The sequence below is a fragment of the Mesorhizobium sp. KR9-304 genome (assembly GCF_040049215.1).
GTDB lineage: Bacteria > Pseudomonadota > Alphaproteobacteria > Rhizobiales > Rhizobiaceae > Mesorhizobium_K.
This window is the reverse complement of sequence record NZ_JBDZDN010000001.1, coordinates 1,767,596-1,792,009: the sequence shown is the minus strand read 5'-3', so window position 1 is coordinate 1,792,009 and position 24,414 is coordinate 1,767,596. Positions and strand designations below refer to the sequence as shown.

Below are 24,414 nucleotides of genomic sequence, written 5' to 3'. Positions count from 1 at the left end.
AGCTATAGCCCTGCGGCAACGGAAGCTCGCTGCGCCTTCTGTGCCAGCCAAGAAGATTCGCCTGCCGGGACGACCATCGGGGAATCCTTAAACTACGAATCATGCACCCGCTGCGAGCGGCTTGACAGGTGGCTGAGCCATGCTCCAAAGTGAGATCACAGTATATGTGATTTTCACTGTGGGATCTCGGCATGCTCGGAGGTACTCGGCCAAGGCAGCGACCTTCTCCGGCGCCCAACCGGGGTTCGGATGCTCTGGCGCCGGGCTTCAGGACCGACCCCTACTGGTGGGACGCCGCGCCGCGGCAACACGAGGCGCAACGCACCGTACCGGCGACCACCGACGTGGCCATCGTCGGCTCCGGCTACACCGGCCTCTCCGCAGCGCTCACGCTATCGCGTGCTGGAACGGAAGTGACGGTCATCGAGCAGGGCAGCGTCGGTTCCGGCGCTTCAAGCCGTAATTTCGGCATGCTGGGGCGGCAACTCAAATACGACTTCACCACGCTGATCCCAAAATTCGGTCTGGAGCGCGCCAAGGAACTTTACGAAGGCTGCAACCGGGCATTCGCCTTTGTGAACGGCCTGATCGAACGCGAAAAGATCGACTGTTTCCATGCGCCTTCCGGCCGCTACATCGCCGCCAACACGCCGGCCCATATGGACGCCCTCGAAAGGGAGCTGTCGGCGCGCAAGGAGCATTTCGGCCACGCCTTCCACATGGTGCCTCGCGACGAGCAGCAACGGGAGATCGTCACCGCGAAATTCCTGGGCGGCGCGGTGATCCCTGAACACCGCACCGTGCATCCCGGCCTGTTCCACAACGGGCTGGCCGAGCGCGTGCGGCAGGCCGGAGCGGCCATCCACTCGGGCACGCGGGTTCTCACGATGCGGCGGGAGGACGAAGCCTGGCTGCTGGAGACCGACCGGGGACCGATCAAGGCGAAGCATCTCATAGCGGCCACCAACGGCTATACGGGCAAGGCGACACCCTGGCTTAGACGCCGGATCGTGCCGATCCGGGCCTATATGATCGCAACCGAGCCGCTCGATCCGGCCGTTATCGCCGCCGTCATGCCGGGCCGGCGCGGCTTTCACGACTGCGCCCGCGAGATGGAATATGCACGCGTCGCGCCGGACGGTTCGCGGCTCATTTACGGCGCTCTGACGGGCGAGGCGCACGACGATCTCAGCACCGTGGCGCTCAGGCTGCGCGAAAAGCTGCTGAAGCTTTTTCCGCAACTCGGCGTCGTCCGTGTCAGCCATGCCTGGACCGGACAATGCGCCGGCACATTCGACTATTTTCCGCATCGCGGTAGCCACGACGGCATGCACTACGCCATGGGCTACTGCTTCGGCGCCGGGATGCCATTCGGGACGTGGCTCGGCGATGCGACCGCGCGCGGCATACTCGGCGAACGGGCGACGACGCCGCTCGACCGGCCCGAAATGCCGGCAAACCCGCTTTACTGGGGGAGGCCTTGGTTCCTTCCCTTCTACATCCGCTACCAGGGATGGCTCGACTGGAAGGACGGCGTGCGAAATTGATGCGCCGCGAGGTGACCGAGCCGAAGATCAACGAGAACAGGGGAACAAGGTCATGAAGATGAAGAAGACGCTGAAGACGCTGCTGGCAGGTGCGAGCCTCGCTGCCCTCGCCGGGACGAATGCGTTCGCCGTGGAGTGCGTGAAGGTGATCGGCACGGAGCCCGGCGGACCGACCCTCACAATGGACCCGGCCTTCGTGAACCTGTCCGACGACAGCTATCAGCAGAACGCCGTCTATAACCGTCTCGTCAATCTGGACGAGAGCTTCCAGCCGATTCCCGAACTGGCGAAAACCTGGGATGTGTCGCAAGACGGCCTCACCTGGACGTTTCACCTCGAGGAAGGCGTACAGTTCCACGACGGCAGGCCGATGACGGCGAAAGACGTGGTGTTTTCGTTCCGCCGCCTTCTCGACCCCGAAGTCGGCTCACCGGCGGCAAGCGTGCTGGGCTTCCTCGATCCTGAGGGCATCACCGCGGTCGACGACCTGACCGTGGCCTTCAAGACACCCACCGTGATTGCCGACCTGCCGACGGTCCTGGGCATCAAGTACGGCATGGTGGTGCCGGACGGGTCGACGAAGGAAGAGTTGAAGGCCAAGGGCATAGGAACGGGCCCGTTCGTGCAGGATGTCTACAATCCACCGGAGACCCGCCGCGTCTTCCAGCGCAATAAGAACTACTGGCGCAAGGGGCTGCCCAAGGCCGAATGCCTCGAACTCAGCGTCATCACCGAGGATGTGACGCGGCTGGCCGCCATCAAGTCCGGCGCTGCCGACCTCATCATGCAAGCGGGCGCAGCGAACGCTGGCGTGCTCGCCGGCGACACCACGCTCACGCTGAAGAAGTCGGCGCCCGGCACTTATGTGACGCTGTCGATGTGGGTCGACACGCCGCCTTTCGACGACGTGCGCGTACGCCAGGCTTTGAAGAAAGTCATCGATCGGCAGCTCCTCGTCGACACGATCGTGCTCGGCAACGGCGTCGCCGGCAACGACAACCCGGTCCCGCCTACCAGCCCCGACGCCTACATGTCGGACATCAAGCCGCAGGACATAGAGGGAGCCAAGAAGCTGCTCGCCGACGCCGGGCATCCCAACGGGCTGACGGTCGAACTCAACACCGGCGAGGGCTTTCCGGGCATGGTCGCGTTCGCCCAGGCTTACCAACAGATGGCGGCACAGGCCGGAATCACCGTCAACATCGTCAATAACCCGGCCGATTCCTACTGGGACGTCATCTGGATGAAGAAGCCGTTCTTCGGATCCAACTGGTCGGGACGCCCGGCTGCGGAGGGTTTGCCCTACACCTTCAAGTCCGACGCGACCTACAATGAAGCGAAGTGGAAGAATGCCGAGTTCGACGGACTGCTCGACAAGGCTCGCTCCGAAGTCGACCCGGACAAGCGGCGTCAGCTATACCAGCAGGCGCAGAAGGTCCTGTCGGAGGACGGCGGCGTGATTATCCCCTACTTCGTCAGCGACGTCGCGGTGATGCGCGCCGAATGCGACGGCTATACGCCGCATCCGCAAGTGCCGATCATCAACTACGAGAACTTCGTCTGCACCGGCAAGGAGGCCCAGAACTGAAGCCTGGACAGCGGGATTGCGGACGCGATCCCGAGTTCGCTACGGTCTGGCGCCTTCCCGCGATGGGGAGGCGCCGGCAGCGACCTGTTTCGCCGGGATGCCGGCCTAAGAACCGTCCAGGGAATTTTCTCAAGATGACGATCTGCCTTCCATGAACAGCGCCGTCTCCCTCATCCTGCAGAGGCTGGTCTACTCGCTCGGAACACTGGCGCTGGTTTCGGTGGTGATCTTCGCCGCGGTCGAGGTGCTGCCGGGCGACATACCTTCGCGCATCCTCGGCCGCGAGGCGCCACTGGAGGCGCGCGAAAAGCTGCGGGTCGAGCTCGGTCTCGACCGACCCGCGGTGGAGCGGTACGCGATCTGGGCCGGCAACGCGCTGCAAGGCGATTTCGGCGTCTCGCTCACCTTGCGCAAGCCTGTTTCCGAGGTGGTGTTTCCGCGGCTGGGCAACACGCTGGTGCTGGCCGGTCTCGCCCTCGTCTTCTACATCCCGCTGTCGATCGCGCCGGCGCTGGTGCAGGCATTCCGCCCAAACGGCGTCGCCGACCGCGCGATCTCGACACTCACCGTGCTCGTGCTGTCGACCCCCGAGTTTCTGCTGGCGACACTCCTCCTGTTCGGCCTTGCGGTCGTCTATCCCGTCTTCCCTCCGCTTGCGCAGGTTTCGGCGGCGGCGGGGCCGATCGGCTTCCTCTACATGATCACGCTGCCGGCTCTCACCCTAGCCATCCTGCTCGCGGCCTACGGAACGCGGCTCTTGCGCGAGAGCCTTGTCGAGCTGCTCGATTCGGATTTCATTCGCATGGCCGAGCTGAAAGGCATGACGCGCCGCCGCATCGTGCTGCGCCACGCGCTGCCGAACGCGCTCATCCCCTGGCTCAACGCCACTGCGATCAACATCGCCTTCATGATCGGCGGCGTCGTCGTTGTCGAGCGGGTCTTTCTGTTCCCGGGCTTCGGCTCGCTGCTCGTCGACGCCCTCCAATTGCGCGACATTCCGCTGGTCGAAGCGTCCGTGCTGCTTGCGGCCGCGCTTTTCATCCTGGTGAACCTCGCCGCGGACATCGGCGCCATCCTGCTCAACCCGCGGCTGAGGAACTGAGATATGGCCGTCGAGCAGATATTGCCGCCAAGGCGCCGGCAGAAGCGATGGGCGGCCTTCGCGTCCGCGCCAGGCAGCTTCCGCATCGGCCTGGCGCTGCTCGCCGTCCATCTTGTGCTTGCGGCCGCCGGACCCTGGATCGCACCTTTCCCCCAGCAGCAGATGATGGCGGGCCGGCCGGTCGCGGGACCGGACTTGCTTCACTGGTTCGGCACCGACCAGCTCGGCCGCGATGTGTTCAGCCGTACGCTGCACGGCGGATGGATCGTCATCTCGCTGGCGGTTTCCGGAACCCTGCTCGGTGTCGCGCTGGGTTCGATGATCGGGCTTGCCTGCGGCTATGTGCGCGGCTGGGTGGACGAGCTCGTGATGCGCATCGTGGAGGCGGTGCTGAGCATCCCGTTCCTGATCCTCGCTTTGCTCGCTGTGTCGATGGCCGGCCCTGAATATGCCGGTTCGCCGGTACTGGTCGCGCTGGTGGTCGCCCTTATCTACACGCCGCGCATCGCGCGCATGGCGCGCGCGGCAGCGCTCGAAATCGTAACGCGTGACTACATCACCGCGGCGCGACTTCGCGGCGAGCCGGCTTTCTCTGTGGTGCGACGCGAGATGCTGCCCAACGCAACCGGCGTGCTGCTGGTCGAATTCGCCGTGCGCGCCGGCTATGCGCCGGTCATCATCGGCACGCTTGGCTTCCTCGGCTTCGGATTGCGCCCGCCATCGCCCGAATGGGGCCTGATGATCGCGGAGAACCGCAACCTGTTGACCATCCAGCCATGGGCCGTGTTCGGACCCGGACTGATGCTGTCCAGCCTCGTCATCGGGCTCAACTTCTTCACGGAAGGGCTTGCCCGCGTGCTTGGCCGTTCACCGGTGAGGGCCAACTAGTGGCGACGGAGGCCTGCATCGAGGTGCGCGACCTCTCGATCGAATACCGCACGCCGGCCGGCTGGCAGCGCGCCGTCGACCGGGTCAGCCTCGAAGTACGGCGAGGCGAAGTGCTGGGCCTGGTGGGCGAGAGCGGTTCCGGCAAAAGCACGCTGGCCTACCAGTTGCTTGGCTATCGGCCACCGAACGCGCGATGCGCGGGCGGCTCGGTTCTCTTCGGCGGCGTCGACGTCGCCGCCCTGCCGGTCGAGGCGCTGCAGAAGCTGCGCGGCAACCGCATCAGCTTCGTGCCGCAGAACCCGACGACCGCGCTCAACCCGGCGATGACGGTCGCCGACCAGATCGCCGAGGTGCTTCGCGAGCACCGCAAGCTAGATGCCGAGGCCATCCAGGTCCGCATCGGTGAGTTGATTGGGCAGGTCGGGCTGAGCGAAGTGCCTGACGTCGGCGGACGCTATCCGCATCGCCTCTCCGGTGGGCAGCAGCAGCGCATCGCAATCGCCATGGCGCTGGCCTGCGAGCCGGAATTGATCGTTCTCGACGAGCCCACGACCGGTCTCGACGTCACCGTTCAACAGCAGATCGTCGAGTTGCTGAAAACGCTTCGCACCACCCATGGCGTTTCGATGGTCTATGTCACGCACGACCTGCCCCTGCTCAGCCAGATCGCCGACAGGCTGGCCGTGCTCTATCGCGGCGCGCTCGTGGAGATCGGCGCCGCCGAGCAAGTCTTCTCCCGCCCCAGGCACGACTATACGAAGGCGCTGATCGCGGCGGTGCCGCTGTTCCGGGCCGCGCCGGAGCGTCCGGTTCGGCGCGCCCCGTCTGAGACTGGTCTGCTTTCGGTGTCGGCGGTGCGCATCGCCTATGGCGGGCGCCGCGGCCTGTTCGGCATCGGACGCGCGGCCGGAACGGAAGTCGTTCACGGCGTCGACTTCTCGATCGGCCGTGACGAAACGGTGGCGCTGATCGGCGAGAGCGGTTCGGGAAAGTCGACGATCGCGCGCGCTATCTGCGGGCTGGCTCCGCCCGGCGCGGGGGCAATCCGCTACCTGGACAAGGTGCTGGCGCCAAGGCTCGAAGCGCGCCCGTCCTCCCAGCGGCGCGAAATCCAGTATATCTTCCAGAATCCCGACGCATCGCTCAATCCGCGCATGCGGGTCGGCGAGATTCTGTCGCGTCCGCGCGACGTGTTCTTCGGCGAGCGTAGCGCTTCCGTCGCGGCGCGAGTCGACAAGGCGCTCGATGACGTGCGCCTTCCCGCCGAATATGCGGAGCGGTTCCCGCACGAACTGTCGGGCGGGGAACGCCAGCGCGTGGCGATCGCCCGCGCACTGATCGCCGAGCCGTCGCTGCTGCTTTGCGACGAAGTCCTGTCGGCGCTCGACGTGTCCGTTCAGGCGCGCGTGCTCGAACTGCTGCGCGATTTGCGTGCGCGCACGGGCGTTTCGATGCTGTTCATATCGCACGACCTCGGCGTGGTGCGCTCGCTGGCCGACCGCGTCGTCGTGCTGTTCAACGGCGATCTCGTGGAGGCCGGCGACACCGAGGAGGTCTTCCAGAGACCGAGACATCCATACACGCAGCGGCTGCTCGCCGCCGCGCTGGTGGCGCATGCGCCGGCAGCTCCGGTAACCGAACCACATCCGATGCAAACGAGCGCATGATGGCCTTCCCGATCCTCCCGGACCCCTCCCTTGCCGCCGAGTTCCGGAAGACTCCGCTCGGCCACCACAGCCCGCAGTTGCAGCGGCTCCTGCGGGCGTTTCGGACACTGCCGGTGCCCGGAAAGCACGCCCTGCTGCGCGTCGATCACGCGCGTGCCTGGGTGCTCATCCAGTTCAACGGCGTGAAGGGCCAGCCGCTGACCGTGCATCGCGACCCCGTCTTCACCGACTGGGACGAAGCCGAATGGGCGGTCTTCAAACTGCGCTGGAGGCAATATTTCGGCAGCGACGTGCCGGAGGGCGTCTGACATGGCGCGCACGCTTGCAGGATACACGGACCGGATCAGCGCGTGCCCGGGCGAGACGATCGCGTTCAAGGTCTCGGCCGAGAACGGATCGAAGCAATACCGGGCCTCCCTGGTGCGGCTTCATTGCGTCGATTCCCACCGCGACGGGCCCGGACTGCAGGAGGATGCCATTCCCAGCGCCTTCGACGGCGTCTATCCGGCACGGCATCAGCCGATCGCGATCGGCTCGTGCGGGGTTGTCCCCGGGGGACGCGCGATTGCAGGTCTGGGCAGCTTCTCCGTCACGGCGATGATCTGGCCGACGCTGTCCAAGGACAGCCCCCAGTCGATCCTCTCGACGCTGACCGTCGAGTCCGGATCCGGCTTCGATCTGTCGCTCGAGGCCGGCAACCTGCTGGCGCTCAGGCTGCCGGACGGGACAAGCATCAGGCTAGCCAAACCGCTGCTTGTCCGGCAATGGACCTTTGTCGCCGCTTCCTACGACGTGGAAACGGGCTCCGCCATGCTGCACGCGGAACCGCTGGACGTCCACGCCGGCTTCTCGGCGCCCCAGAGTGTAGTCGCGAGGGCGGCGCGCGGCCTCCGCTGCGGCGGCGACGGAACTTTCATCGTGGCGGCGCGTGCCGCGGGTGCGAATCGTTTCGCAAGTCACTACAACGGCAAGGTCGATAGCCCGCGCCTGTTCGCCGGTGCGCTTGCGGCCGAAAGCTTGCGCCGTTCGATCGTCGAACCGCTTGCCGCCGATCTCGCTGCCGACCTCGTTGGCGCATGGGACTTTTCGCGGCAGATGGACCGCGAATGTTTCGTCGATCTCTCGGCCTGCCGCCTCGACGGCCGGCTGATCAACATGCCGGGCCGCGCCATGAAGGGCTGGAACTGGTCGGCCCGCTGGCACGACTGGAAGTCGGCGCCGGAGGAATATGGCGCGATCCATTTCCACGACGACGACCTTTCGGACTGCCGGTGGGAAACCGACTTCACCTATACCGTTCCAGAGGGCCTGCCCAGCGGCGTCTACGCCGCCAGGTTGCAAGGCGACGGCGACGCGGAGCATGTCGTCTTCTATGTCAGGGCGCCGCGCGGCCAACCCGGGTCCAGAGCTGTCTTCCTCGCCTCGACGGCGACTTACATGGCCTATGGCAACTACCGCGTGATGAACCGAAGCAACCTGTACGAGATGTATCTCGGGCAGCTTCCGGAGCTGGTGGAGAGCGACCTCTTCCTGAACACGCGGCCGGAATACGGCGACTCGCTCTACGCCGTCCACAATGACGACAGCGGCATGTCCATCGGCACAAGATTGCGGCCGATCGTCAACATGCGGCCGAACACGACGCTGTCCGCCTTCAACGACGACGGCTGGATCTTCGGCTGGTTTCGCGCGTGCGGGATCGAGGTCGACGTGATCACCGACGAAGACCTTCACAACGAAGGCCTTGGCCTATTGGCGGACTATGCGCTCGTCATTACCGGCAACCACCCCGAATACACCTCGACGCCGATGTGGGACGCGCTGTCGGCCTTCCTCGATCGCGGCGGCCGGCTCATGTATCTTGGCGGCAATGGCTTCTTCTGGCGGGTCGCCTACCATCCCGAAGTAGCCGGTGTTCTGGAACTTCGGCGCGCCGAGGACGGCTCGCGTCCATGGGAAGCCGAGCCCGGCGAATACTATATGAGCTTCAACGGCGAATATGGCGGCATGTGGCGCAGGGTCGGCCGCGCGCCGAACGAGTTGGTGGGTGTCGGCTTTACCGCCTCCGGCTTCGACATCTCCTCCTACTACCGGCGTACGCCCGAGAGCCGGGATCCTCGCGCCGCATTCATCTTTGACGGCGTCGAGGAGGAGATCATCGGCGATTTCGGGCTGGCGGGAGGCGGCGCGGCCGGCCAGGAGATCGACCGCTACGACCGCCGGCTCGGCTCGCCTCCGAATGCGCTTGTCGTGGCCCGCTCCGAGGATCACACCGAGGAGATGATGATCGGCAAGGAGGACATGCCCGCCACCAACTACATCATCGGTGGCACCGAAAATCCGCTGGTGCATGCCGACATGACCTTCTTCGAGACGCCCAACGGCGGCGCCGTGTTCTCCACGGGCTCGATCGCCTGGGCGGCCAGCCTGCCGCACAACGGTTTCGACAACAACGTGTCGAGGATCACGGAGAACGTCTTTCGCCGGTTCGCCGACGCCACACCCTTCGCGCCGCCCGGCGCAGAAAGCGCGGAACCGTGACCGAGATGTTGAGATCGAACCCGGAAGGGCTGCACAAGCCGATCGGCTGCTACAGCCAGGTCGTACGACGCGGGAACCTTGTCGCCGCCTCCGGGATGGCCAGTCTGGATGAGGCCGGCAACGTGGTTGCGCCCAATGACGTTGCGGCGCAGACCAGGCAGACGATCGCCAATCTGGCGGCGGCGCTCGCCGGGGTCGGGGCGACGCTCGAGGACGTGGCCAAGGTCACCGTTTATCTGGCCGACTTTTCGCACTATCCGGCCATGGACGCTGCCTACCGGGAGGTGTTCGGGAACTTCGCGCCAGCGCGCGCCACGCTGAAGGTCGAACTCGTGTACCCCGAACTGCTGGTGGAGCTCGAGGCATGGGCGATCCTGCCCGAAGCTGCCGAGTAGGCGCAAGGAACCGATGAAGGAGGACGACCGGTGTCGGCACGAAGCCAGGAAGAACTTGCACTGCTCGATTTCGCGCCGCCCGAGCGGCTGACCCTGAACGATCAGGTCTACAACGAGCTGCGCCGCCTGATTATCTCGGGTCAGCTACGGCCAGGACAGAGCATCTCGATCCGCACGCTGGCCCACGTCATCAATGTGAGCCCAATGCCGGTTCGCAGCGCCTTGCAGCGGCTGGTGACGGAAGGCGCACTGGATGTGCAGCCCAACCGGACCTTCGCTCTGCCCATGCTTTCGCCAGAGGATTTTCGCGAGATCGCCGATTTGCGCACCATACTCGAGGGAACGGCCGCCGAGCGTGGCTGCCCGCACCTCGGTCGCGCCGACGTCGCGCTGCTCAAGGACATCAACCGCAGCATGTTCAAGGCGGACCGCGACGACTGGACCGGATATCTCGACCTCAACCGCCAGTTTCACTTCCACATTTACGCCGCGGCCGGAATGCCGCGCCTGCTGCGCTTCATCGAAACGCTGTGGATGCAGATAGGGCCGCTGCTCAACTTGGTCACCAACCGCGAGGAGATGCGTTCCGGTCTGGAGGCGCACGAGGCGGCGGTGAACGCGGTCGCCGCGGGGGACGCGGCGGGCCTGCGCGCCGCCATGACGCGCGACATACAGGATGCGGCCCGTGTCATCATTCCTGGCCTTCAGCGGGGAGATTTCTTTCCCACCACTCAAAGCAAGAGAAAGCCGCCGCCCAGCGGATCGCCAGGCTCGACGGAGAAGCTCGAGCGTCCGGAATAATAGGCGCGCCCGCTGACCTCGACGCGCACCGCCTCGAAGCGCCCCAGCCGCTCGCGCCGCACCGGGGTGGCCGAAAACACCGCGCCGGTCAGGCTCTCGAAATCTCGCCTCTCGCCGGTCGGCAGACCGCGGGCGCATTGCACGGCGATGCGGGCCGACACGCCGCTGCCGGTCGGGCTGCGGTCGACCTCGCGCTCGGCGAAGACGCAGACGTTGCGGCTCGGGCGTCCGGCCGAGCCGTCTCCGCCGTCGGTCAGGATCGTGCCGTAGAGAAAGGCGAGATCGGCGTCGTCGGGATGCTCCAGGGGCACGGTCGCCGCGACGTGCCTGGTGATGCGGTCGGCGACATCCACAAGCCGGTCGAGCGGCGTTTCGGAAAGGTCGAGCCCGATCGCGCCGGCATCGACCAGCGCATAAAAGGCACCGCCATAGCCGATGTCGCAGGGCACGCGGCCGACGCCCGGCACATCGGCTTGCAGGTCCAGCGCGAAAGCGAAGGACGGCACGCTCTCGAACGACACGGCGCCGGTAGCGAACCCGCTCGACGTTTCCTCGACGGCGACCCTGACCCGAACCAGACCGCAGGGGCATTGCAGGCTGACGAGCGTTTCCGGCACGATCGGCGCCACGATTCCGGTGTCCACCGCATAGCGGCCGAGCGCGATGGTCGCGTGGCCGCACATCGTCGAATAACCCTCATTGTGCATGAACAGCACGGCAAGATCCGCCTCGGGAAGATCGGGTTCGACCGGCAGCACGCCATACATCTCGTGGTGGCCACGCGGCTCGAACATCAGCATGCGCCGAAGGTGGTCGAGGTGGTCGCGCGCATAGCGGCGCTTCTCCAGGATGGTCGAGCCGGGAATAGGCGGGTAGCCGGCCGTCACGATGCGTACCGGCTCGCCTCCGGTGTGCATCTCCACCGTCTCGATGCTGCCTTGAAGGGCCGCCGGCGTTCCAGCAACGAGCCTGACCACGTTAGCCCACCATCAGCGCTTCGGCTCGGCGACGCGTCTCGGCGTCGATGTCCAGCGACTTGCGCGCCGCAAGATCGAAGCGCACCGAGGTGACTGTCGCCTCGGCGTGGAGTTCGCCTTCGATCGATCCGGTCATGGCATGCCTGTAGGTGACGGAGGAACGGCCCACGCGCACCACCTGCGAACGTATCGTCAACAGGGCGCCCGCCGGCGTCTCGTGCTTGTATTCGATCTCGTGGCGGACATCCGCCCAGCCGAGCGACTTGTCCTTTTCCACGCCGGTCAGCTGGCCGAGGAGCTGGAAACTCGCATCGTCGAACATGGCCATGTAATGGCGTACGTTCATGTGCCCCATGGCGTCGCACATCCAGGGGTGCGAGACGCCGACATATGTGACCACCGGCTCCATCTCAGAACGCAACCTCGTTGCCGCCCTTGAGCTTCAGGAGGTCGCGCGCCTCGTCGGGCGTCGCCACCTCGAGCGACAGCTCCGCCAGGATGCGACGGATCTTCGCCACCTGCTCGGCATTGCTCTTCGCGAGCTGGCCCTTGCCCAGATACAAACTGTCCTCCAGCCCGACACGCACGTTGCCGCCCATGATCGCCCCCATCGTGCAGAGCCCCATCTGGTGCTTGCCGGCGGCCAGGATCGACCACATGAAGGCATCGCCGAACAGGCGCTCGGCGGTGCGGCGCATGTGGAGCATATCCTCCGGGTCCGGTCCTATGCCGCCCAGCAGCCCGAAGATCGTCTGAACGAAGAGCGGCGGAGTCAAGAGCTTGCGGTCAAGGAAGTACGCCAGCGTGTAGAGATGGCTGACGTCGTAGCACTCGAACTCGAAGCGCGTTCCGTAGGCCTGGCCCACCTCGACGATGATACGCTCGATCTGTTCGAACGTGTTGGAGACGATGCCCTTCCTGGTGTCCTCGAGGTAGCCCTTCTCCCATTCGTGTTTCCACTCGCTGTATTTCGGCGCGATGTGGTGGAGGGCGAAGTTCATCGAGCCCATGTTGAGCGAGCAGAGTTCGGGTTGCGCGGCATGGGCGGCTTCGAGACGCTCCTCGAGGCTCATCTTGAGACCGCCGCCGGTCGAGATATTCATCACCGCGTCGGTCTGCTGCTTGATGCGCGGCAGGAAGTCCATGAACAGCTTCGGATCGGGGGACGGTTTGCCGGTCGCGGGATCGCGTGCGTGGAGGTGGATGATCGACGCACCGGCCTGCGCGGCGCCGACCGCCGCATCGACGATCTCGCTCGGCGTTACCGGCAGATAGGGGCTCATGGTCGGCGTATGGATCGACCCCGTCACTGCGCAGGTGATGATGACCTTTTGTGCTTGCTTCATGATTTCCTGCTCACTCCCGCCGTCCTTATGCGCGCGCCGGTCGCCGTCGCGCCAGTTCTCCCAGGCGCGGACGCCCGCGGCGCGCCTCGCTCCCGTTCAGGCCGCTGGCGGCTCGCAGCATGATGTCGGCGGCGTCCGAGATGTCGGTCGCAACGGCCCGCCTGGCGCGTTCGCCGTCGCCCTTTACGAGCGCGTCGATGATCTCGGCGTGATGGTCGAGGCCCATGCCCAGGGTCGCCTCCTCGCGCATGATGTTGAGCCAGGGGCCGGCGCGCAGCCACAGCCGCTCGATGATCGGCAGGAGCACGGTCGAACGCGCCGCGCGATACACTGCGAAATGGAACTCCCGGTTGAGCGAAAGATAGTCGGCCGCCGCGCCGCGCATCGCGCGGTCCTTCATCTCGCCGTCGAGGACGCGCACGGCATCCAGTTCCGCCCGTGTTATGGTCGAGGCCGCCCATCCCGCTGCCGATCCCTCGATGGAGCAGCGGACGCGGGTAAGATCCGAGATCACTTCAACGCTGGCTTCGGGCACGATGACCCCGCGGTTGGCGTGATCGAACAGGGCCTCCTCGCTGACCAGTTGGCGCAGCGCCTCGCGCACCGGCATGGCGCTGGTCTGGAACTCCTCGGCGATGCTCCGCACGACGAGACGCTGGCCGGGGTGGAAGTCGCCGTTCATCAGCGCCTCGCGCAGCACCGCGTGGATTCGCGCATGCGCCGTTCCGCCGGTCGAAGGCGTTCGCAGCGCCATCGTCAGGCGGCTCGCGGCAGCAGCGCGCGATGGGCGGCGAGGAAATCGTCGAAGGCGGCGACGAAGCCGTCGGCCTCGGCGTCGCCGAAGGGCAACGACAGCGCCAGCATGCCGCGCGGCGTGACGTGCTGGCCGCGCAACAGCATCTCGACGTGGTAGAGCGTCAGGATGCGCGGATCGACGCCGTCGAGCGGCGCCGGGCTCGTCACTGGCCCCGGCACGAAATGAATGTTCATGAGCGAGCCGCGCCCGAGCACGACGCCGGCAACCCCGTGCCTGACGAACGCCTCGCCAAGGGCCGCGCGCATTCGGTCGCCGCGCTCGTTGACGTCGCGGCTGGCCTCCTCGGTCAGCACCTCGGTGAAGCCGGCCAGCCCGCCTGCCATGGACAGCACGTTGTTGTTGAAGGTGCCGCCATGCGAGAAGGCCCCGGGCCTGGCCGGATCGAAGCGGTCCATCAGATCGGCGCGACCGCCGAAGGCGCCGAAACTGGCGCCGCCGCCGAGATATTTGCCGAGCGACATGATGTCGGGATTGATGCCGTGCGCGCCATGCAGGCCGCGATAGTGGAGCCGCGACGTCATGACCTCGTCGAAGATCAGCAGCGCGCCGCTCTTGAGCGTCGCCTCCCGGACGGCGACCAGGAACTCGCGCGTCGCCGGTATGCATCCGCCGCCGCCCATCATCGGCTCGAGGATGACGGCCGCCAGATCCTTCGCATGCTCGCGAATCAGGGCCACCGTTGCGTCTATGCAATTGTAGTCCGCGAAGACGAAGGGGAACGGGAGGTTAAGCGGCGAGCCGCCATGCGCGAATGTGAGCACGCCGCCGTGATAACCCTCGTGCATGGCGATGATCTTGCCGCGGCCGGTGATCGCGCGCGCCATGGACAGGGCCATGATGTTGGCTTCGGTGCCGGAATTGCAGAAGCGCACGCGCTCGATGGCCGGGAAACGCTCCACGATTGCGGCCGCATAGCGGGCCTCGTAGCGATTGGGAGCGCCGAGCGCGAGCCCGTCGTCGATGGCTTTCTTCATGGCCCTGGCGATCGTCGGGTCGGAATGGCCGTAGAGCCCGGCGCTGTATTCGGAGACGAGGTCGACATAGCGATGGCCGTCGATATCCTCGACGTGGCAGCCGTCGCCGCCGACCAGCGCCAGCGGAAACGGACGGTACCACAGCACCGCGCGAGTGTTGCCGCCGGGCAGGGCAGCCATCGCTTCCCGGTGCCGCGCGAAGCTGTTCGGGTTCGCGGCGGTAAGGCGCTCTTCCGCGTCGGCAAGAACGGCATCAAGGTCGGCGTTGCGAAGAACGGCAGGGGCGGCACTCATTCGATCAAATTCTCACACCGGAAATGGCACATGATTGCATGCAACGGCTGCAGACTAGCAATTTTCGCTTGCAGTTCAAACAGATTCGCATCACTAATTTGATCAAATATTGGTCCAGGCTGTACAAAACCATGAACAAGGTTGCCGAATCCGATATCGTCTGGCGCAGCCATTGGCTCCGGCAGGCACTGGCCGTCGAGGCCGACCTCGCGCCGCCGCTGAAAGGCGTGACGAAGGCGGATGTATGCATCGTCGGCGGCGGCTATCTCGCCCTGTGGACCGCCATCCGTCTGCGAGAAGCCGACCCCGGTCTCGACGTGGTCGTCATCGAGCGCGACATCTGCGGCGGCGGCCCGAGCGGCCGCAATTCCGGCATGCTCCTGTCCGCCTGGACCAAGCTTGCCACGCTTGCCGCGCTGCGGAATGAGGCAGAGGCGCTGCGCATCGTCGATCTGTCGACGATGGCGATCGACGGGATCGAGCGATTCTGCGCCGAGAACGGCATCGACTGCTGGTTCGATCGCGTCGGCTGGATCTGGGGCGCGACCTGCGAGGCCCAAGACGGCGCCTGGAACGACGCGCTTTCCCGATACGAACGGCTGGGCCGTGAGCCCGCCCGCCGGGTAAGCCGCGACGAGATCGCCGCCATAACCGGCTCGTCCGGCTTCCTCGCGGGCGCCTTCGATGCTTCAGCCGCCACCGTGCATCCGGGCCTCCTGGTCCGGGGACTTCGCCGCGCGGCGCTCGCGCGCGGCGTTCGCATTTATGAAAAGACAGCGATGACCGGTTTCTCGCGCCGCGCGCCGCTAACGGTCAGGACCGGCGGCGGAGAGGTGCAGACCGATCGGATAGTGCTGGCGATGAATGCTTGGTCGGCGGCCGTTCCCGAACTCGCACCCGCTCTGTTCAACATCTCCAGCGATGATGCGGCGTCCCTGCCGATCCCGGAAGAGCTTGACCGGGCCGGCTACCGGCGCGGCCCCCTGATGATCGACAGCCGCGTCTTCGTCGCCGGCTGGCGGGTCACGCGCGACGGCCGGCTGAATGTCGGCGTCACCGGCGGCCACATCGGCTTCGGCGGGCTGATCGACCGGCGTTTCCATCGACCGTCGCCGCGCGTGGAAGCGATGCGCGACGCGCTGCGCGCCGGTCATCCGGCGCTCGCCGACTTTGCGCTGGACAATGCATGGAACGGACCAATCGACCGTACCGACAGCGGCCTGCCGCTTTTCGGCCGCCTGCCCGGCAACCGGGACATCCTCTACGGATACGGCTTTTCCGGAAACGGCATCGGCATGACCTATCTCGGGGGCCACATCCTTGCATCGCTGCTGCTCGGCCGCGATGACGATTGGTCGAACGCCGCCCTGGTACGCCCGGTCCGGCGCGGCTTTCCGCCTGAGCCGTTCCGGTTCGTCGGCGCGCATTTCGTGCGTGGCGCCGTGCGCCGACGGGATCGCATGGAGCATCTCGGTCGCAAGCCCGACACGCTTACCGGGTGGCTCGCCGGGCTGGCCCCGTCAGGCGTGACGCCGTCCAAGGCCAACATTGCCAGCAGGGAGTGACGCGATGACGGGGCCAAGGATCTTCAAGCGGTCGCAGATGCAGCTGAAGCCAGCGGTCACGCCGACAGGCACGACGGCGATCGCCCGCGTAATCGACGCCTCGATCAGCCGGGAGATGGGCGCCGGCATCGAATATCTGGAGGACGCGACCATCGACTGGACGGTCACCTATGACGAGGTGCTGTTCATTCTCGAAGGGCCGCTCACGGTCGAGTTCGACGGCGCCGCGCACGAATGTAACACCGGCGACATCGTCTGGCTGCCCAACGGCACCCACCTGAAATACATCGCCAGGCAACGCGCCGCCTACTTTTACGCGGTGCATCCCGTCGATTGGGCGGCAAGGCAAGGTCTGACGGAGCCATAGAGGCGCAGCGGAATGGTCAAACCCGCGGCGACACAGGCGAGTCACGTCTGAGGCTGCGATGCCCGTTACGAGCCTGATTACAGCCTGACCAAATTCGAATCCCGGGATCTATTGGTCTCCCGCATCCATTGTCGCCGTCGCGCGTTCCTAATGCCGCGAAGGGACATCGCGCGGGAAGGCACGTTAAATGGATGAGGCCGCTGAGGCATTCATGGACGTATGGCTTGATGCCAACGTCAATCACAAGCACGCGAAGAAACCGAGCGCCAGGACAGTCAAGGCGCTGGCGCGACGCTGCATCTCAGATGCGGCGACCCAAGGCATCCCATTGGAAAGTCTGGAGGCGGTGGTCTGCGATATCGAAGAGGCGATCCAGGACGAACTCAATTTCATCGAGACGGTGAAGGCGAAGGGGGAGCCCTGAAGCGAAACCCCGTTCCGGCTGGCCTGGAGGCCGCCCCTGCCGCCGCAGCTTCGGGGCGCCCAGGTCGGGTATCGCACGCCAGAACTAAGCGGGTCCTTGGAAGGCCCGCTGTCAGCAGGTAGCTCGACAGCGGGCCAATAGTTCGTCACGCTAGTTCGTTTGAGGCTCGGACGATTGCCTGGCTCAGTTGAAGTGCTTGTTGCAGAGTTCTTCTGCCGACGCATATGTCTTGTTCATGACCAGCGCATCCTGGTCGTAGTCGAACACCCGCATTGTATCCGGGTCCTTGCTCGCCTGAGCCTCAGCCGCCTTTCTTGGCAGCCACTTTGCGTCGGCAACATCAGCATCGTTGAAGCTGCCAGGGTTCTTGGTCGTTATCAGGCACGTGCGGTCCTGACCCGGCGCGCTTGCCTTTTTCGATTCGGCTAATGCCGAGCTTCCGCCGGCAGCAATGATGGCCGTCACCATAATGGCTTTGAATAGCATATTCATATTGCAACTCCTTGAGAGGGGGTTGTCCCTTCAGGGTCGCAACGGATGTCATGGACCTTGGTTCCGGTAAATTTCAGCTCTTCCTTGTGGAACTGAAGTGAGGGTCCTCCGTTGCTCACTACAGGATCGCGTTCTCGCTGCTGCTGATATGAAGGCAACGTTAAGCTTGGCGACCAATTGCCTTGAGGGCAGTTGGTCTGGGGCGCTGGGCGACTCGGTGCCGGACCGGTGGCAAGGTCACCGCCTTCAATGGCGGCGGTTCACCGATACGGGTTCCCCGGTGGGTGATTGCGGGCCTAGCCATCAACTGGCATCCGAGTGACTGACCCGCCGCCTTGGCCGATCGGCTGGATAGCCTTCGGAGCGGCCTGCGCCGCCGTGGTGGTGGGTCTGGGTATGTGGCTGGCGTGACGCGCCAGATCAGGGTTCGGCGCGGGTCTTCGACGACACGATGACCATGGTGCTCGCAGTGAGTTCGTCCAAGGTCTCGCGACGAACTAGCGTCGGCTTCTCGTACTGCTTTTTCATGTCAAATCCCCATAGCCGTTGGTTTGAAAGTCTCACGGATGAGAGTTGCGTCCGTGGCTATTCTAGGACTTCTTCCCTTATAATGATGTCTGAAGGCAGCTCTTGCGCCGTTACCTTGCTGAGAACCTCACGACGAACCAACAACGGCTTCGTATAGGTCTTTTTCATTTCCCCAACTCCCCTTCTGGTGGCCCGACTGCCTCACATTGGGTGGGAGCGGACGCAGCCGGGCCTAGCCGGTTGGTACCGGCCCCCGGCTAACAAATTAGCATCTGCTAAATTCGGCGAAATGCAATAGTCCGTCAATCCTTAGCCGGACCGGGCGTCGAGTTCCACGACTCCCCGAACTGTTCAGGCGACACGCCGCGCAAGATTGCCTCGCACCGAAGCGTCGCGGCACGAAGTTCCGACATGGCGTTGTAGTGCTCGTTGAACGGCTTCACGGTGTTTAGGGCTGAGTCCAGATCGATGCGCAGCAGATCGGCGCGACGGGCATGCCTTGCGGGCCGCCAGGTGCTTCCTGCCGCCTCCTATGGGCCAATGGTAGAGGAGATAGTTTGCCGCCTCAGCCGTCGACCTGACTTGGCGTGTCACGCTCTTCGCCCTGCCGGTCAAGATGCGCACCGGCTCGTCGAAACTCTTGTCTTCCAATAGACTGCCCATGGCGGAGAGGGGGTCCCCCCAACCTACTTTCTCCGCCGATCATTTGGATCGACTAACACATTGAAAATAATTTGCAATTGGTTGCAAAGATTGTAAGCACGTTCCTCACTTGTCCCCTTGATGGCGTTCCATTCGTGGGGCAAACTGTGGGGCATGGGAAAACTTACAACCAAGAAGATGCGCGATCTTAAGTCGCCGGGCCGATACGCGGACGGTGACGGGCTGTACCTCCACGTTCGAGAGGGCGGTTCCCGCCAATGGGTTCTCAGAACCACAGTTCACGGTCGTCGCAAAGACATTGGGTTGGGTTCGCTGTCGATTGTGAAACTCGACGAGGCGCGTATTGCAGCTTCCGCAATGCGGAGGTCGGCCAAGCAAGGGCATGACCCGTTGCAGGAGCGTCGAAAACGACGAGCCACACCATCTTACGAGGAGGCGGCCCGACACGTGTGGGTGGAAAACCGCTCGACGTGGAAAAACGCAAAGCATGCTGATCAGTGGATCAACACGCAAGCTACGTATGCCTTCCCCAAAATCGGTGATCTCCGCATAGATCGAGTGACTAGCGGCCATTTGCTGGATGTCCTGCAACCAATCTGGTTGGAAAAGGAAGAAACCGCTCGCCGACTTAAGCAACGAATGAAGATGGTTTTCGATTGGGCGAAAGTGGCTGGCCATCGCACTGGCGACAGTCCCCTCGATGGGATTTTGAAAGCACTCCCCCGGCAATCTCGAAAAGTAAAACATCACGACGCTTTGCGTTGGGAAGAACTGCCCAAGTTCGTTCTGAAGCTCCGACAGCGGGAGGCAGACGCCGTTTCGGCCAAGGCGCTGCAATTTGTCATTTTGACCGCGTTGCGCTCCGCCGAGGTACGGCTTGCAACTTGGAGCGAGATCGACCTAGCGAAGAGAATATGGGTTGTACCAGCCGAGCGGATGAAGATGAAACGAGAGCACCGCGTGCCGCTCGCACCCGAGGCAATCAAACTATTGGAGGGGTGCAGGGACTATGGGTCGAAGTTCGTATTCCCGAGCGACAAATCCGAGAGGCCGCTATCCAATATGGCATTTGCGGCACTGATCGACCGTATGGGAATGAAGGGGTTCACGCCGCATGGATTTCGGTCCACGTTTAGGGACTGGAGTTCGGAGAACGAGGCGGCCCCTCGCGAGATCGCAGAGATGGTTCTGGCGCACAAGGTCGGTGACAAGACAGAACAGGCTTATGCTCGATCAGACCTTCTGGAGCGGCGTAGGTCGGTTATGGAGAAATGGGCAGCGTATGTGTTCAGCGCGGATCGCTAATGCACTATGACTAAGGGGGCCGAAAGCTATCTGCTGACCAAGCATTCACGCGTCGTCCAGCAGCTAGAGCGGATCGCCTCCGGTCGCGGTTCGCCAGCCACAATACTACGCCACGCTTTCATGGCCGCCTTGGACCCAAATGCCAGTACAATGGCCAAAGAAACCTATGCGGCGCTAAGGTACCGGTTTCGGAACGAACTTATTTCGGCACCCAACGGCGTTCGGTACAGGTTGCCAGCGCTCCAGCGCGACTACGTGCGTTACGTGCTGGTTGAGCGATATGTGCAAAGTAAGAAAACTTGGGACGAGGCATACCAGCTGACCAGCGAATACGTTAGCGCCTCAAGATCAAAGCCTCTTTCGCCGTCAACAATCCCCAAAACTCACGCGAAAATAAAGAAGCTGCTTAAAGACGAAAAAATGAGAAAGTTCTTGGAGGGCTTGGAGTTCGAGTTTCAAGTCGCGCTGGGGCAAGACCCTCCTGTTGGAAGTTTCGTTGATCCCGACTTTCTCCGGGGCTAGCCTCGACCACTGGTAAAAATAAGTCGAAAAACACCATTGGCGGGCAGTCCGGATACCTGATGACACTCGTGGGTAGATCAACCACGAGGAAATTCGACCATGATCATCCCTACCGCTTCGGGCCACGTTCTGCGCACTGAGGCCGCTGCCAGCATGCTTGGCATATCAACGTCCACGCTCGCGAAAATGAGGATGAGGGGAGACGGCCCACCCTTCATGAAGATGGGCCGCCGCTTGATCGTTTATAAGGCTCGCGATCTGGATCAATGGCTTGAAGAAACTCGCCGCACTTCGACGTCCCAGTTGTAGGCGAGCCTATTGCAATGAAGCCCCAGTACCATGTGGATGCGCTTCGCGATTTAGTTGCAGCTACGATTGCCGCGTCGCCCTATGAACTCGACGGCTTTTCATGGTGCGCGTTGCCGCAACCCGAAATGGCCGCGAAGATCGGCTGCTCTGTGGAGACAGTTCGTCGAATAATCAGAAAGCCTCCCTTTGTTAGAAGGCGGCGTAAGAACATCACCTTGGTAAGGGAAGGCGTCCCGGGACCTGTCACGAATTACGATCGTGCACAAATCATGTCGTCGATTTGGCGCAAGGTGACAGGCAAGCGCACCACGATCCATGAGTTCCATTGCCTGCTGGGCCTAGCTGGCGAATGGCCCGAGGGCCTCCAGATCACGCTGTTCAAAATCGTTCTTTGGGATTGGCCGTTCTTCATGTCGGCGGTAAAGCACCATATCGATATGGAGCTTTCGGTATCGAGTCTAGAAGGCAAGGAGCCGACGCTAAAGAAGCGTTTCTTTGCGTTCCCCTCGATCACCGTGATGAGGCGCTTCGCTTTTCTTGCCTTGGAGATCGCCGTCGATCATTCTGAACAGGTGGATACCATGCTCGCGGAGATGAACGCTGTGGAACATGGGAAGCCTGTTCCAACGTGGTGCAAGGCGCACAATCCCGAAGCCTGGAAGTACCTGTCAGGGTTGTCCTGACCGAACGCATTCTTCGAAATAAGGTCCTTTATTCTATAACCTACCTACTATTCCCACTTACCTCAGGGGACAAGAATAGATCGGTCAGTAGGAACAGAAGGACCACTGCTGGCTGACGCCAGCAATGGTGCTCCGAGGTCCGGTGACCTCGAAAGAGTTCCGAAGGAGAGCACCTCAGGAGAGGACTAGGCGGTTCCTCGGAATTGTCCAAGAGGCCAGTTGGACTTGGAATTGGACAACCAAGACATCGCACATTCCGGAAGACTGCTAATCAAGAAGCGCACGCCTTTCGTTAGGAGCCATCGTCACCGAAAGATGGACGCCAGCAAACGGGGTTCGCTGCGCGCATCTTTCCCGCTACCGTCCGTCGTCTGGCAAAACCTTGTAGAAATTATAGCAAAAACAATGACGTAGCGTGGCCACGCGATACTCTTGCTCCTATAACCAAGGAGGAGTGATCGTGCATTTGGATAATAAATACCTTGAAGTCATTCGGCCAAACCAAGCGGGGCTTCTGGACGACGCATACGTAGCCACATCTTCCCTTCAAAAGACGATCCGTCGAGGACACGTCTCCGGAGCACTGATGGCGGCAAGTTACCTTCTGTCCGTCCAACCAGACCGCTTTTGGCGAAGGCTGGTCGTCATAGCACTAGAGGACATAGGTATCGGCGATCTGGAAACCGTGCGATCTGTGTTACTAGCCTCGACACGTAAAACATGGCGGGCCGAGCAAGGTGGAGACCAAGTCGTAGCAGCACGACTGGTTGCCGATCTCTGCGCAGCTCCCAAATGCCGGGATGCTTGTGAGCTCCTAGTCGCTGCCGATTTGCATCCCCGATGGACTGGGCAACGGTCGGCCTTCCTTGATCTCAATCAGCACCAGCTTTGCGACGTAGTGGCCGACCCAATGCGGCATCTCGTCGAGCGGACGCTGGCGGCATGGCTCTTGGCCGGGACAAAGCGGTTCCCTGCCTATGCCTTTCCGCAGGTTGCAGGCTCTTTCGCGACGCTTCTCGATGTTTACCGACAGTTAGGCATCCCCGAGGACGTACTTGAGGTAGCTCGCCTCGCATCGACACGCACGCAAGAGGGCCATCCGCTGACAATCCCGCTCATCTGGCTGGCGTCAAGCGCCGGTCCGGTGACAATAGCGCCGACGGCGGTTCCCCAACCCTTCCTGATCGGCGGCTGGCCGGAGTTCGCATTCGACGGACACTGCCGCCTGGGAAGGCGGGCGCTTTCCCTATTTACAGATCGGTGCACGGCTCTGCGTCAGATGATGCAGCGCCACCTGCCCATAAAAGCACACGCCGATCTCGTCGGGCACATCGTGTTCAGGGCGGAAGGGCACCTCGTGGATCGCAGGATTTCCTATCCCGGCTCCGGGACAATCCTAGGCGAGGCCGAGGTTGCTCATCTCACATACTCCGGGTTTCCTGCAAACCTGGTCACGGACGTTCTGGCGATATTTGGCGACAATCTCGACCTGCTTCTTCAATGCCGGATTGAGGCAGTAGGAGGTCGAGCATGACGATGTGGAACGGCCAAGCGGTCGCGAGGTCGCGTGCAATCAATTGCAAAGATAGGACTTTGGGCTGGCCTCCCACCGACACGAGATCGGTGGAATGCAAATCTTCGCCCGTTCTGGGCTCGCCAGATGCTGTCAGGAACCTGATCAACCAATCACTCACCGACAGCACTAAACGTGCCTACAGGGCTGATCTAGCCCACTACGAAAGCACCGGGCGCATTGTCCCATCGACCCCGTATCTTGTTGCGGAATATCTGGCAGAGAGTGCAGGCATCCACGCAGCTGCGACGATCCAGCGACGTCTCGTGGCAATCTCCAAGGCGCATCTCGCGATGGAGGCAGTTGACCCCACCAGGCATGAGCTAGTGCGTGCCACCATGCGCGGCATCAGGCGGTCGGTAGGTACAGCCCAACGGCAAGCGAAGCCTATCGTCCGCGATGATTTGTTCTCAATCCTGGAACGCATGGGAGATCGCCCCTTAGACCGTCGGGACAAAGCACTATTGTTGGTTGGTTTTGCCGGCGCATTCCGCAGGTCGGAACTCGTCGGCCTTGTCGTCGCCGACATCGAGCACGTCCGCCAGGGCATGGTGGTCACGCTCCGTAGATCGAAGACCGATCAGGAAGGGCAGGGGCGGAAGATAGGCATCCCATTCGGGCGCACACGGTGGTGTCCAGTGCGACACCTTACCGATTGGCTCAGCCACGCTGTGATCGAAAACGGCCCCATCTTTCGCGGCATTAACCGCCATGGCCATGTCGCCGATCAAAGTCTCTCGGGTGAGGCGGTGTCCATCGTCGTGAAGGGTCGAGCCGAGGCAGCAGGCTTCGATCCGGCGTTGTACTCTGGCCACAGCCTTCGCGCTGGTTTCGCAACCAGTGCGGCTATCGCAGGTGCATCGACATTCAAAATCAGAGCTCAGACCGGACACGCTTCCGATGCGATGCTCGCTCGATACATTCGAGACGGCGACATGTTCACAAACAACGCTGTTTCGACTGTTCTCTAAGCGAACTCGAACGGACACAGGAGGAACTTTGAGTGCGCCCGTACGGTCGCCAGACCTCATCTCGCGCTGGCCGTT

General features: G+C 63.2%; 24 protein-coding genes. 18 read left to right on the top strand and 6 right to left on the bottom strand.

The annotated features are described in order from the left end of the window. The first annotated feature begins 191 nt into the window (after window positions 1–191). The 9 genes from ABLE71_RS08605 (at window position 192) to ABLE71_RS08565 (ending at window position 10,529) form a co-directional block, all read left to right on the top strand. Window positions 192–1,547, top strand: a complete 1,356-nt coding sequence (locus ABLE71_RS08605) for an FAD-dependent oxidoreductase (RefSeq protein ID WP_348782923.1) — start codon at window positions 192–194, stop codon at window positions 1,545–1,547. A gap of 52 nt (window positions 1,548–1,599) precedes the next feature. Next, window positions 1,600–3,135 carry an ABC transporter substrate-binding protein gene (locus ABLE71_RS08600; RefSeq protein WP_348782922.1) on the top strand — a complete coding sequence of 512 codons (1,536 nt, stop codon included), beginning with the start codon at window positions 1,600–1,602 and terminating at the stop codon, window positions 3,133–3,135. A gap of 151 nt (window positions 3,136–3,286) precedes the next feature. Further along, the gene (locus tag ABLE71_RS08595) at window positions 3,287–4,237 is read left to right on the top strand and encodes an ABC transporter permease (protein ID WP_348782921.1); all 951 of its coding nucleotides are present in this window, start codon (window positions 3,287–3,289) and stop codon (window positions 4,235–4,237) included. Between the two features lie 3 nt (window positions 4,238–4,240). Then, complete coding sequence (locus tag ABLE71_RS08590) at window positions 4,241–5,125, top strand: ABC transporter permease (RefSeq protein ID WP_348782920.1); 885 nt, start codon at window positions 4,241–4,243, stop codon at window positions 5,123–5,125. Further along, complete coding sequence (locus ABLE71_RS08585) at window positions 5,125–6,792, top strand: ABC transporter ATP-binding protein (protein ID WP_348782919.1); 1,668 nt, start codon at window positions 5,125–5,127, stop codon at window positions 6,790–6,792. Before ABLE71_RS08590 ends, ABLE71_RS08585 begins: the two co-directional genes overlap by 1 nt. Next, complete coding sequence (locus ABLE71_RS08580) at window positions 6,792–7,100, top strand: ABC transporter permease (protein ID WP_348782918.1); 309 nt, start codon at window positions 6,792–6,794, stop codon at window positions 7,098–7,100. The genes ABLE71_RS08585 and ABLE71_RS08580 overlap by 1 nt, the downstream gene beginning before the upstream one ends. Window position 7,101: 1 nt before the next feature. Further along, window positions 7,102–9,333: a N,N-dimethylformamidase beta subunit family domain-containing protein gene (locus ABLE71_RS08575; RefSeq protein ID WP_348782917.1), complete on the top strand. Its 2,232-nt coding sequence runs from the start codon at window positions 7,102–7,104 to the stop codon at window positions 9,331–9,333. 5 nt (window positions 9,334–9,338) lie between these two features. Continuing rightward, window positions 9,339–9,728 (top strand): RidA family protein, encoded by a 390-nt coding sequence (locus tag ABLE71_RS08570; RefSeq protein WP_348782916.1) that lies wholly within the window; start codon window positions 9,339–9,341, stop codon window positions 9,726–9,728. Between the two features lie 30 nt (window positions 9,729–9,758). Next, window positions 9,759–10,529 (top strand): GntR family transcriptional regulator, encoded by a 771-nt coding sequence (locus ABLE71_RS08565; RefSeq protein WP_348782915.1) that lies wholly within the window; start codon window positions 9,759–9,761, stop codon window positions 10,527–10,529. On the opposite strand, the gene ABLE71_RS08560 is transcribed toward ABLE71_RS08565, so the two are convergent. The 5 genes from ABLE71_RS08560 to ABLE71_RS08540 form a co-directional block, all read right to left on the bottom strand. After that, a complete protein-coding gene (locus ABLE71_RS08560; protein WP_348783699.1) occupies window positions 10,460–11,446 on the bottom strand; it encodes a proline racemase family protein in 987 nt (328 codons plus the stop codon). The two genes, ABLE71_RS08565 and ABLE71_RS08560, sit on opposite strands and share 70 nt — an antisense overlap. A 61-nt stretch (window positions 11,447–11,507) precedes the next feature. Then, entirely contained in the window at window positions 11,508–11,927 is a 420-nt protein-coding gene (locus tag ABLE71_RS08555; protein WP_348782914.1) for an acyl-CoA thioesterase, read from the bottom strand. Then, complete coding sequence (locus ABLE71_RS08550) at window positions 11,917–12,852, bottom strand: 3-keto-5-aminohexanoate cleavage protein (RefSeq protein ID WP_348782913.1); 936 nt, start codon at window positions 12,850–12,852, stop codon at window positions 11,917–11,919. Before ABLE71_RS08550 ends, ABLE71_RS08555 begins: the two co-directional genes overlap by 11 nt. Before the next feature lie 25 nt (window positions 12,853–12,877). After that, window positions 12,878–13,606: a GntR family transcriptional regulator gene (locus ABLE71_RS08545; protein WP_348782912.1), complete on the bottom strand. Its 729-nt coding sequence runs from the start codon at window positions 13,604–13,606 to the stop codon at window positions 12,878–12,880. A 2-nt stretch (window positions 13,607–13,608) separates the two neighbouring features. Beyond that, window positions 13,609–14,937: an aminotransferase class III-fold pyridoxal phosphate-dependent enzyme gene (locus ABLE71_RS08540; protein ID WP_348782911.1), complete on the bottom strand. Its 1,329-nt coding sequence runs from the start codon at window positions 14,935–14,937 to the stop codon at window positions 13,609–13,611. 131 nt (window positions 14,938–15,068) lie between these two features. On the opposite strand from ABLE71_RS08540, the gene ABLE71_RS08535 reads away from it, so the two are divergent. The 3 genes from ABLE71_RS08535 (at window position 15,069) to ABLE71_RS08525 (ending at window position 17,293) form a co-directional block, all read left to right on the top strand. Next, entirely contained in the window at window positions 15,069–16,502 is a 1,434-nt protein-coding gene (locus tag ABLE71_RS08535; RefSeq protein WP_348782910.1) for an FAD-dependent oxidoreductase, read from the top strand. Between the two features lie 4 nt (window positions 16,503–16,506). After that, entirely contained in the window at window positions 16,507–16,869 is a 363-nt protein-coding gene (locus tag ABLE71_RS08530; protein ID WP_348782909.1) for a cupin domain-containing protein, read from the top strand. A gap of 187 nt (window positions 16,870–17,056) precedes the next feature. Continuing rightward, window positions 17,057–17,293 carry a hypothetical protein gene (locus tag ABLE71_RS08525; RefSeq protein ID WP_348782908.1) on the top strand — a complete coding sequence of 79 codons (237 nt, stop codon included), beginning with the start codon at window positions 17,057–17,059 and terminating at the stop codon, window positions 17,291–17,293. Window positions 17,294–17,476: 183 nt separating this feature from the next. Here the strand turns inward: ABLE71_RS08525 and ABLE71_RS08520 are convergent, their stop codons facing one another. Beyond that, window positions 17,477–17,785 (bottom strand): hypothetical protein, encoded by a 309-nt coding sequence (locus ABLE71_RS08520; RefSeq protein ID WP_348782907.1) that lies wholly within the window; start codon window positions 17,783–17,785, stop codon window positions 17,477–17,479. Window positions 17,786–19,129: 1,344 nt separating this feature from the next. Between ABLE71_RS08520 and ABLE71_RS08515 the strand changes: the two genes are divergently transcribed. The 6 genes from ABLE71_RS08515 (at window position 19,130) to ABLE71_RS08490 (ending at window position 24,339) form a co-directional block, all read left to right on the top strand. After that, the gene (locus ABLE71_RS08515; RefSeq protein ID WP_348782906.1) at window positions 19,130–20,281 is read left to right on the top strand and encodes an integrase arm-type DNA-binding domain-containing protein; all 1,152 of its coding nucleotides are present in this window, start codon (window positions 19,130–19,132) and stop codon (window positions 20,279–20,281) included. Between the two features lie 6 nt (window positions 20,282–20,287). Further along, window positions 20,288–20,803 (top strand): hypothetical protein, encoded by a 516-nt coding sequence (locus tag ABLE71_RS08510; RefSeq protein ID WP_348782905.1) that lies wholly within the window; start codon window positions 20,288–20,290, stop codon window positions 20,801–20,803. 99 nt (window positions 20,804–20,902) lie between these two features. Beyond that, window positions 20,903–21,112, top strand: coding sequence for a helix-turn-helix domain-containing protein (locus ABLE71_RS08505; protein WP_348782904.1), 210 nt, complete (start codon window positions 20,903–20,905; stop codon window positions 21,110–21,112). A 14-nt stretch (window positions 21,113–21,126) separates the two neighbouring features. Next, window positions 21,127–21,795: a hypothetical protein gene (locus ABLE71_RS08500; RefSeq protein WP_348782903.1), complete on the top strand. Its 669-nt coding sequence runs from the start codon at window positions 21,127–21,129 to the stop codon at window positions 21,793–21,795. A gap of 910 nt (window positions 21,796–22,705) precedes the next feature. Beyond that, window positions 22,706–23,329: a hypothetical protein gene (locus ABLE71_RS08495; protein ID WP_348782902.1), complete on the top strand. Its 624-nt coding sequence runs from the start codon at window positions 22,706–22,708 to the stop codon at window positions 23,327–23,329. Continuing rightward, window positions 23,326–24,339: a site-specific integrase gene (locus ABLE71_RS08490; protein ID WP_348782901.1), complete on the top strand. Its 1,014-nt coding sequence runs from the start codon at window positions 23,326–23,328 to the stop codon at window positions 24,337–24,339. The genes ABLE71_RS08495 and ABLE71_RS08490 overlap by 4 nt, the downstream gene beginning before the upstream one ends. The last annotated feature ends 75 nt before the right edge of the window (window positions 24,340–24,414 follow it).

Excerpts from the sequence above, each read along its gene's own strand:
- ABLE71_RS08590 (WP_348782920.1), top strand. The coding sequence starts at position 4,241 with ATGGCCGTCGAGCAGATATTGCCGCCAAGGCGCCGGCAGAAGCGATGG.
- ABLE71_RS08535 (WP_348782910.1), top strand. The coding sequence starts at position 15,069 with ATGAACAAGGTTGCCGAATCCGATATCGTCTGGCGCAGCCATTGGCTC.
- ABLE71_RS08510 (WP_348782905.1), top strand. The coding sequence starts at position 20,288 with ATGACTAAGGGGGCCGAAAGCTATCTGCTGACCAAGCATTCACGCGTC.
- ABLE71_RS08540 (WP_348782911.1), bottom strand. The coding sequence starts at position 14,937 with ATGAGTGCCGCCCCTGCCGTTCTTCGCAACGCCGACCTTGATGCCGTT.
- ABLE71_RS08595 (WP_348782921.1), top strand. The coding sequence starts at position 3,287 with ATGAACAGCGCCGTCTCCCTCATCCTGCAGAGGCTGGTCTACTCGCTC.
- ABLE71_RS08520 (WP_348782907.1), bottom strand. The coding sequence starts at position 17,785 with ATGAATATGCTATTCAAAGCCATTATGGTGACGGCCATCATTGCTGCC.
- ABLE71_RS08525 (WP_348782908.1), top strand. The coding sequence starts at position 17,057 with ATGGATGAGGCCGCTGAGGCATTCATGGACGTATGGCTTGATGCCAAC.
- ABLE71_RS08550 (WP_348782913.1), bottom strand. The coding sequence starts at position 12,852 with ATGAAGCAAGCACAAAAGGTCATCATCACCTGCGCAGTGACGGGGTCG.
- ABLE71_RS08575 (WP_348782917.1), top strand. The coding sequence starts at position 7,102 with ATGGCGCGCACGCTTGCAGGATACACGGACCGGATCAGCGCGTGCCCG.
- ABLE71_RS08500 (WP_348782903.1), top strand. The coding sequence starts at position 21,127 with ATGAAGCCCCAGTACCATGTGGATGCGCTTCGCGATTTAGTTGCAGCT.
- ABLE71_RS08495 (WP_348782902.1), top strand. The coding sequence starts at position 22,706 with ATGCGGCATCTCGTCGAGCGGACGCTGGCGGCATGGCTCTTGGCCGGG.
- ABLE71_RS08600 (WP_348782922.1), top strand. The coding sequence starts at position 1,600 with ATGAAGATGAAGAAGACGCTGAAGACGCTGCTGGCAGGTGCGAGCCTC.
- ABLE71_RS08490 (WP_348782901.1), top strand. The coding sequence starts at position 23,326 with ATGACGATGTGGAACGGCCAAGCGGTCGCGAGGTCGCGTGCAATCAAT.
- ABLE71_RS08545 (WP_348782912.1), bottom strand. The coding sequence starts at position 13,606 with ATGGCGCTGCGAACGCCTTCGACCGGCGGAACGGCGCATGCGCGAATC.
- ABLE71_RS08580 (WP_348782918.1), top strand. The coding sequence starts at position 6,792 with ATGGCCTTCCCGATCCTCCCGGACCCCTCCCTTGCCGCCGAGTTCCGG.
- ABLE71_RS08505 (WP_348782904.1), top strand. The coding sequence starts at position 20,903 with ATGATCATCCCTACCGCTTCGGGCCACGTTCTGCGCACTGAGGCCGCT.
- ABLE71_RS08515 (WP_348782906.1), top strand. The coding sequence starts at position 19,130 with ATGGGAAAACTTACAACCAAGAAGATGCGCGATCTTAAGTCGCCGGGC.
- ABLE71_RS08530 (WP_348782909.1), top strand. The coding sequence starts at position 16,507 with ATGACGGGGCCAAGGATCTTCAAGCGGTCGCAGATGCAGCTGAAGCCA.
- ABLE71_RS08560 (WP_348783699.1), bottom strand. The coding sequence starts at position 11,446 with ATGCACACCGGAGGCGAGCCGGTACGCATCGTGACGGCCGGCTACCCG.
- ABLE71_RS08605 (WP_348782923.1), top strand. The coding sequence starts at position 192 with ATGCTCGGAGGTACTCGGCCAAGGCAGCGACCTTCTCCGGCGCCCAAC.
- ABLE71_RS08570 (WP_348782916.1), top strand. The coding sequence starts at position 9,339 with ATGTTGAGATCGAACCCGGAAGGGCTGCACAAGCCGATCGGCTGCTAC.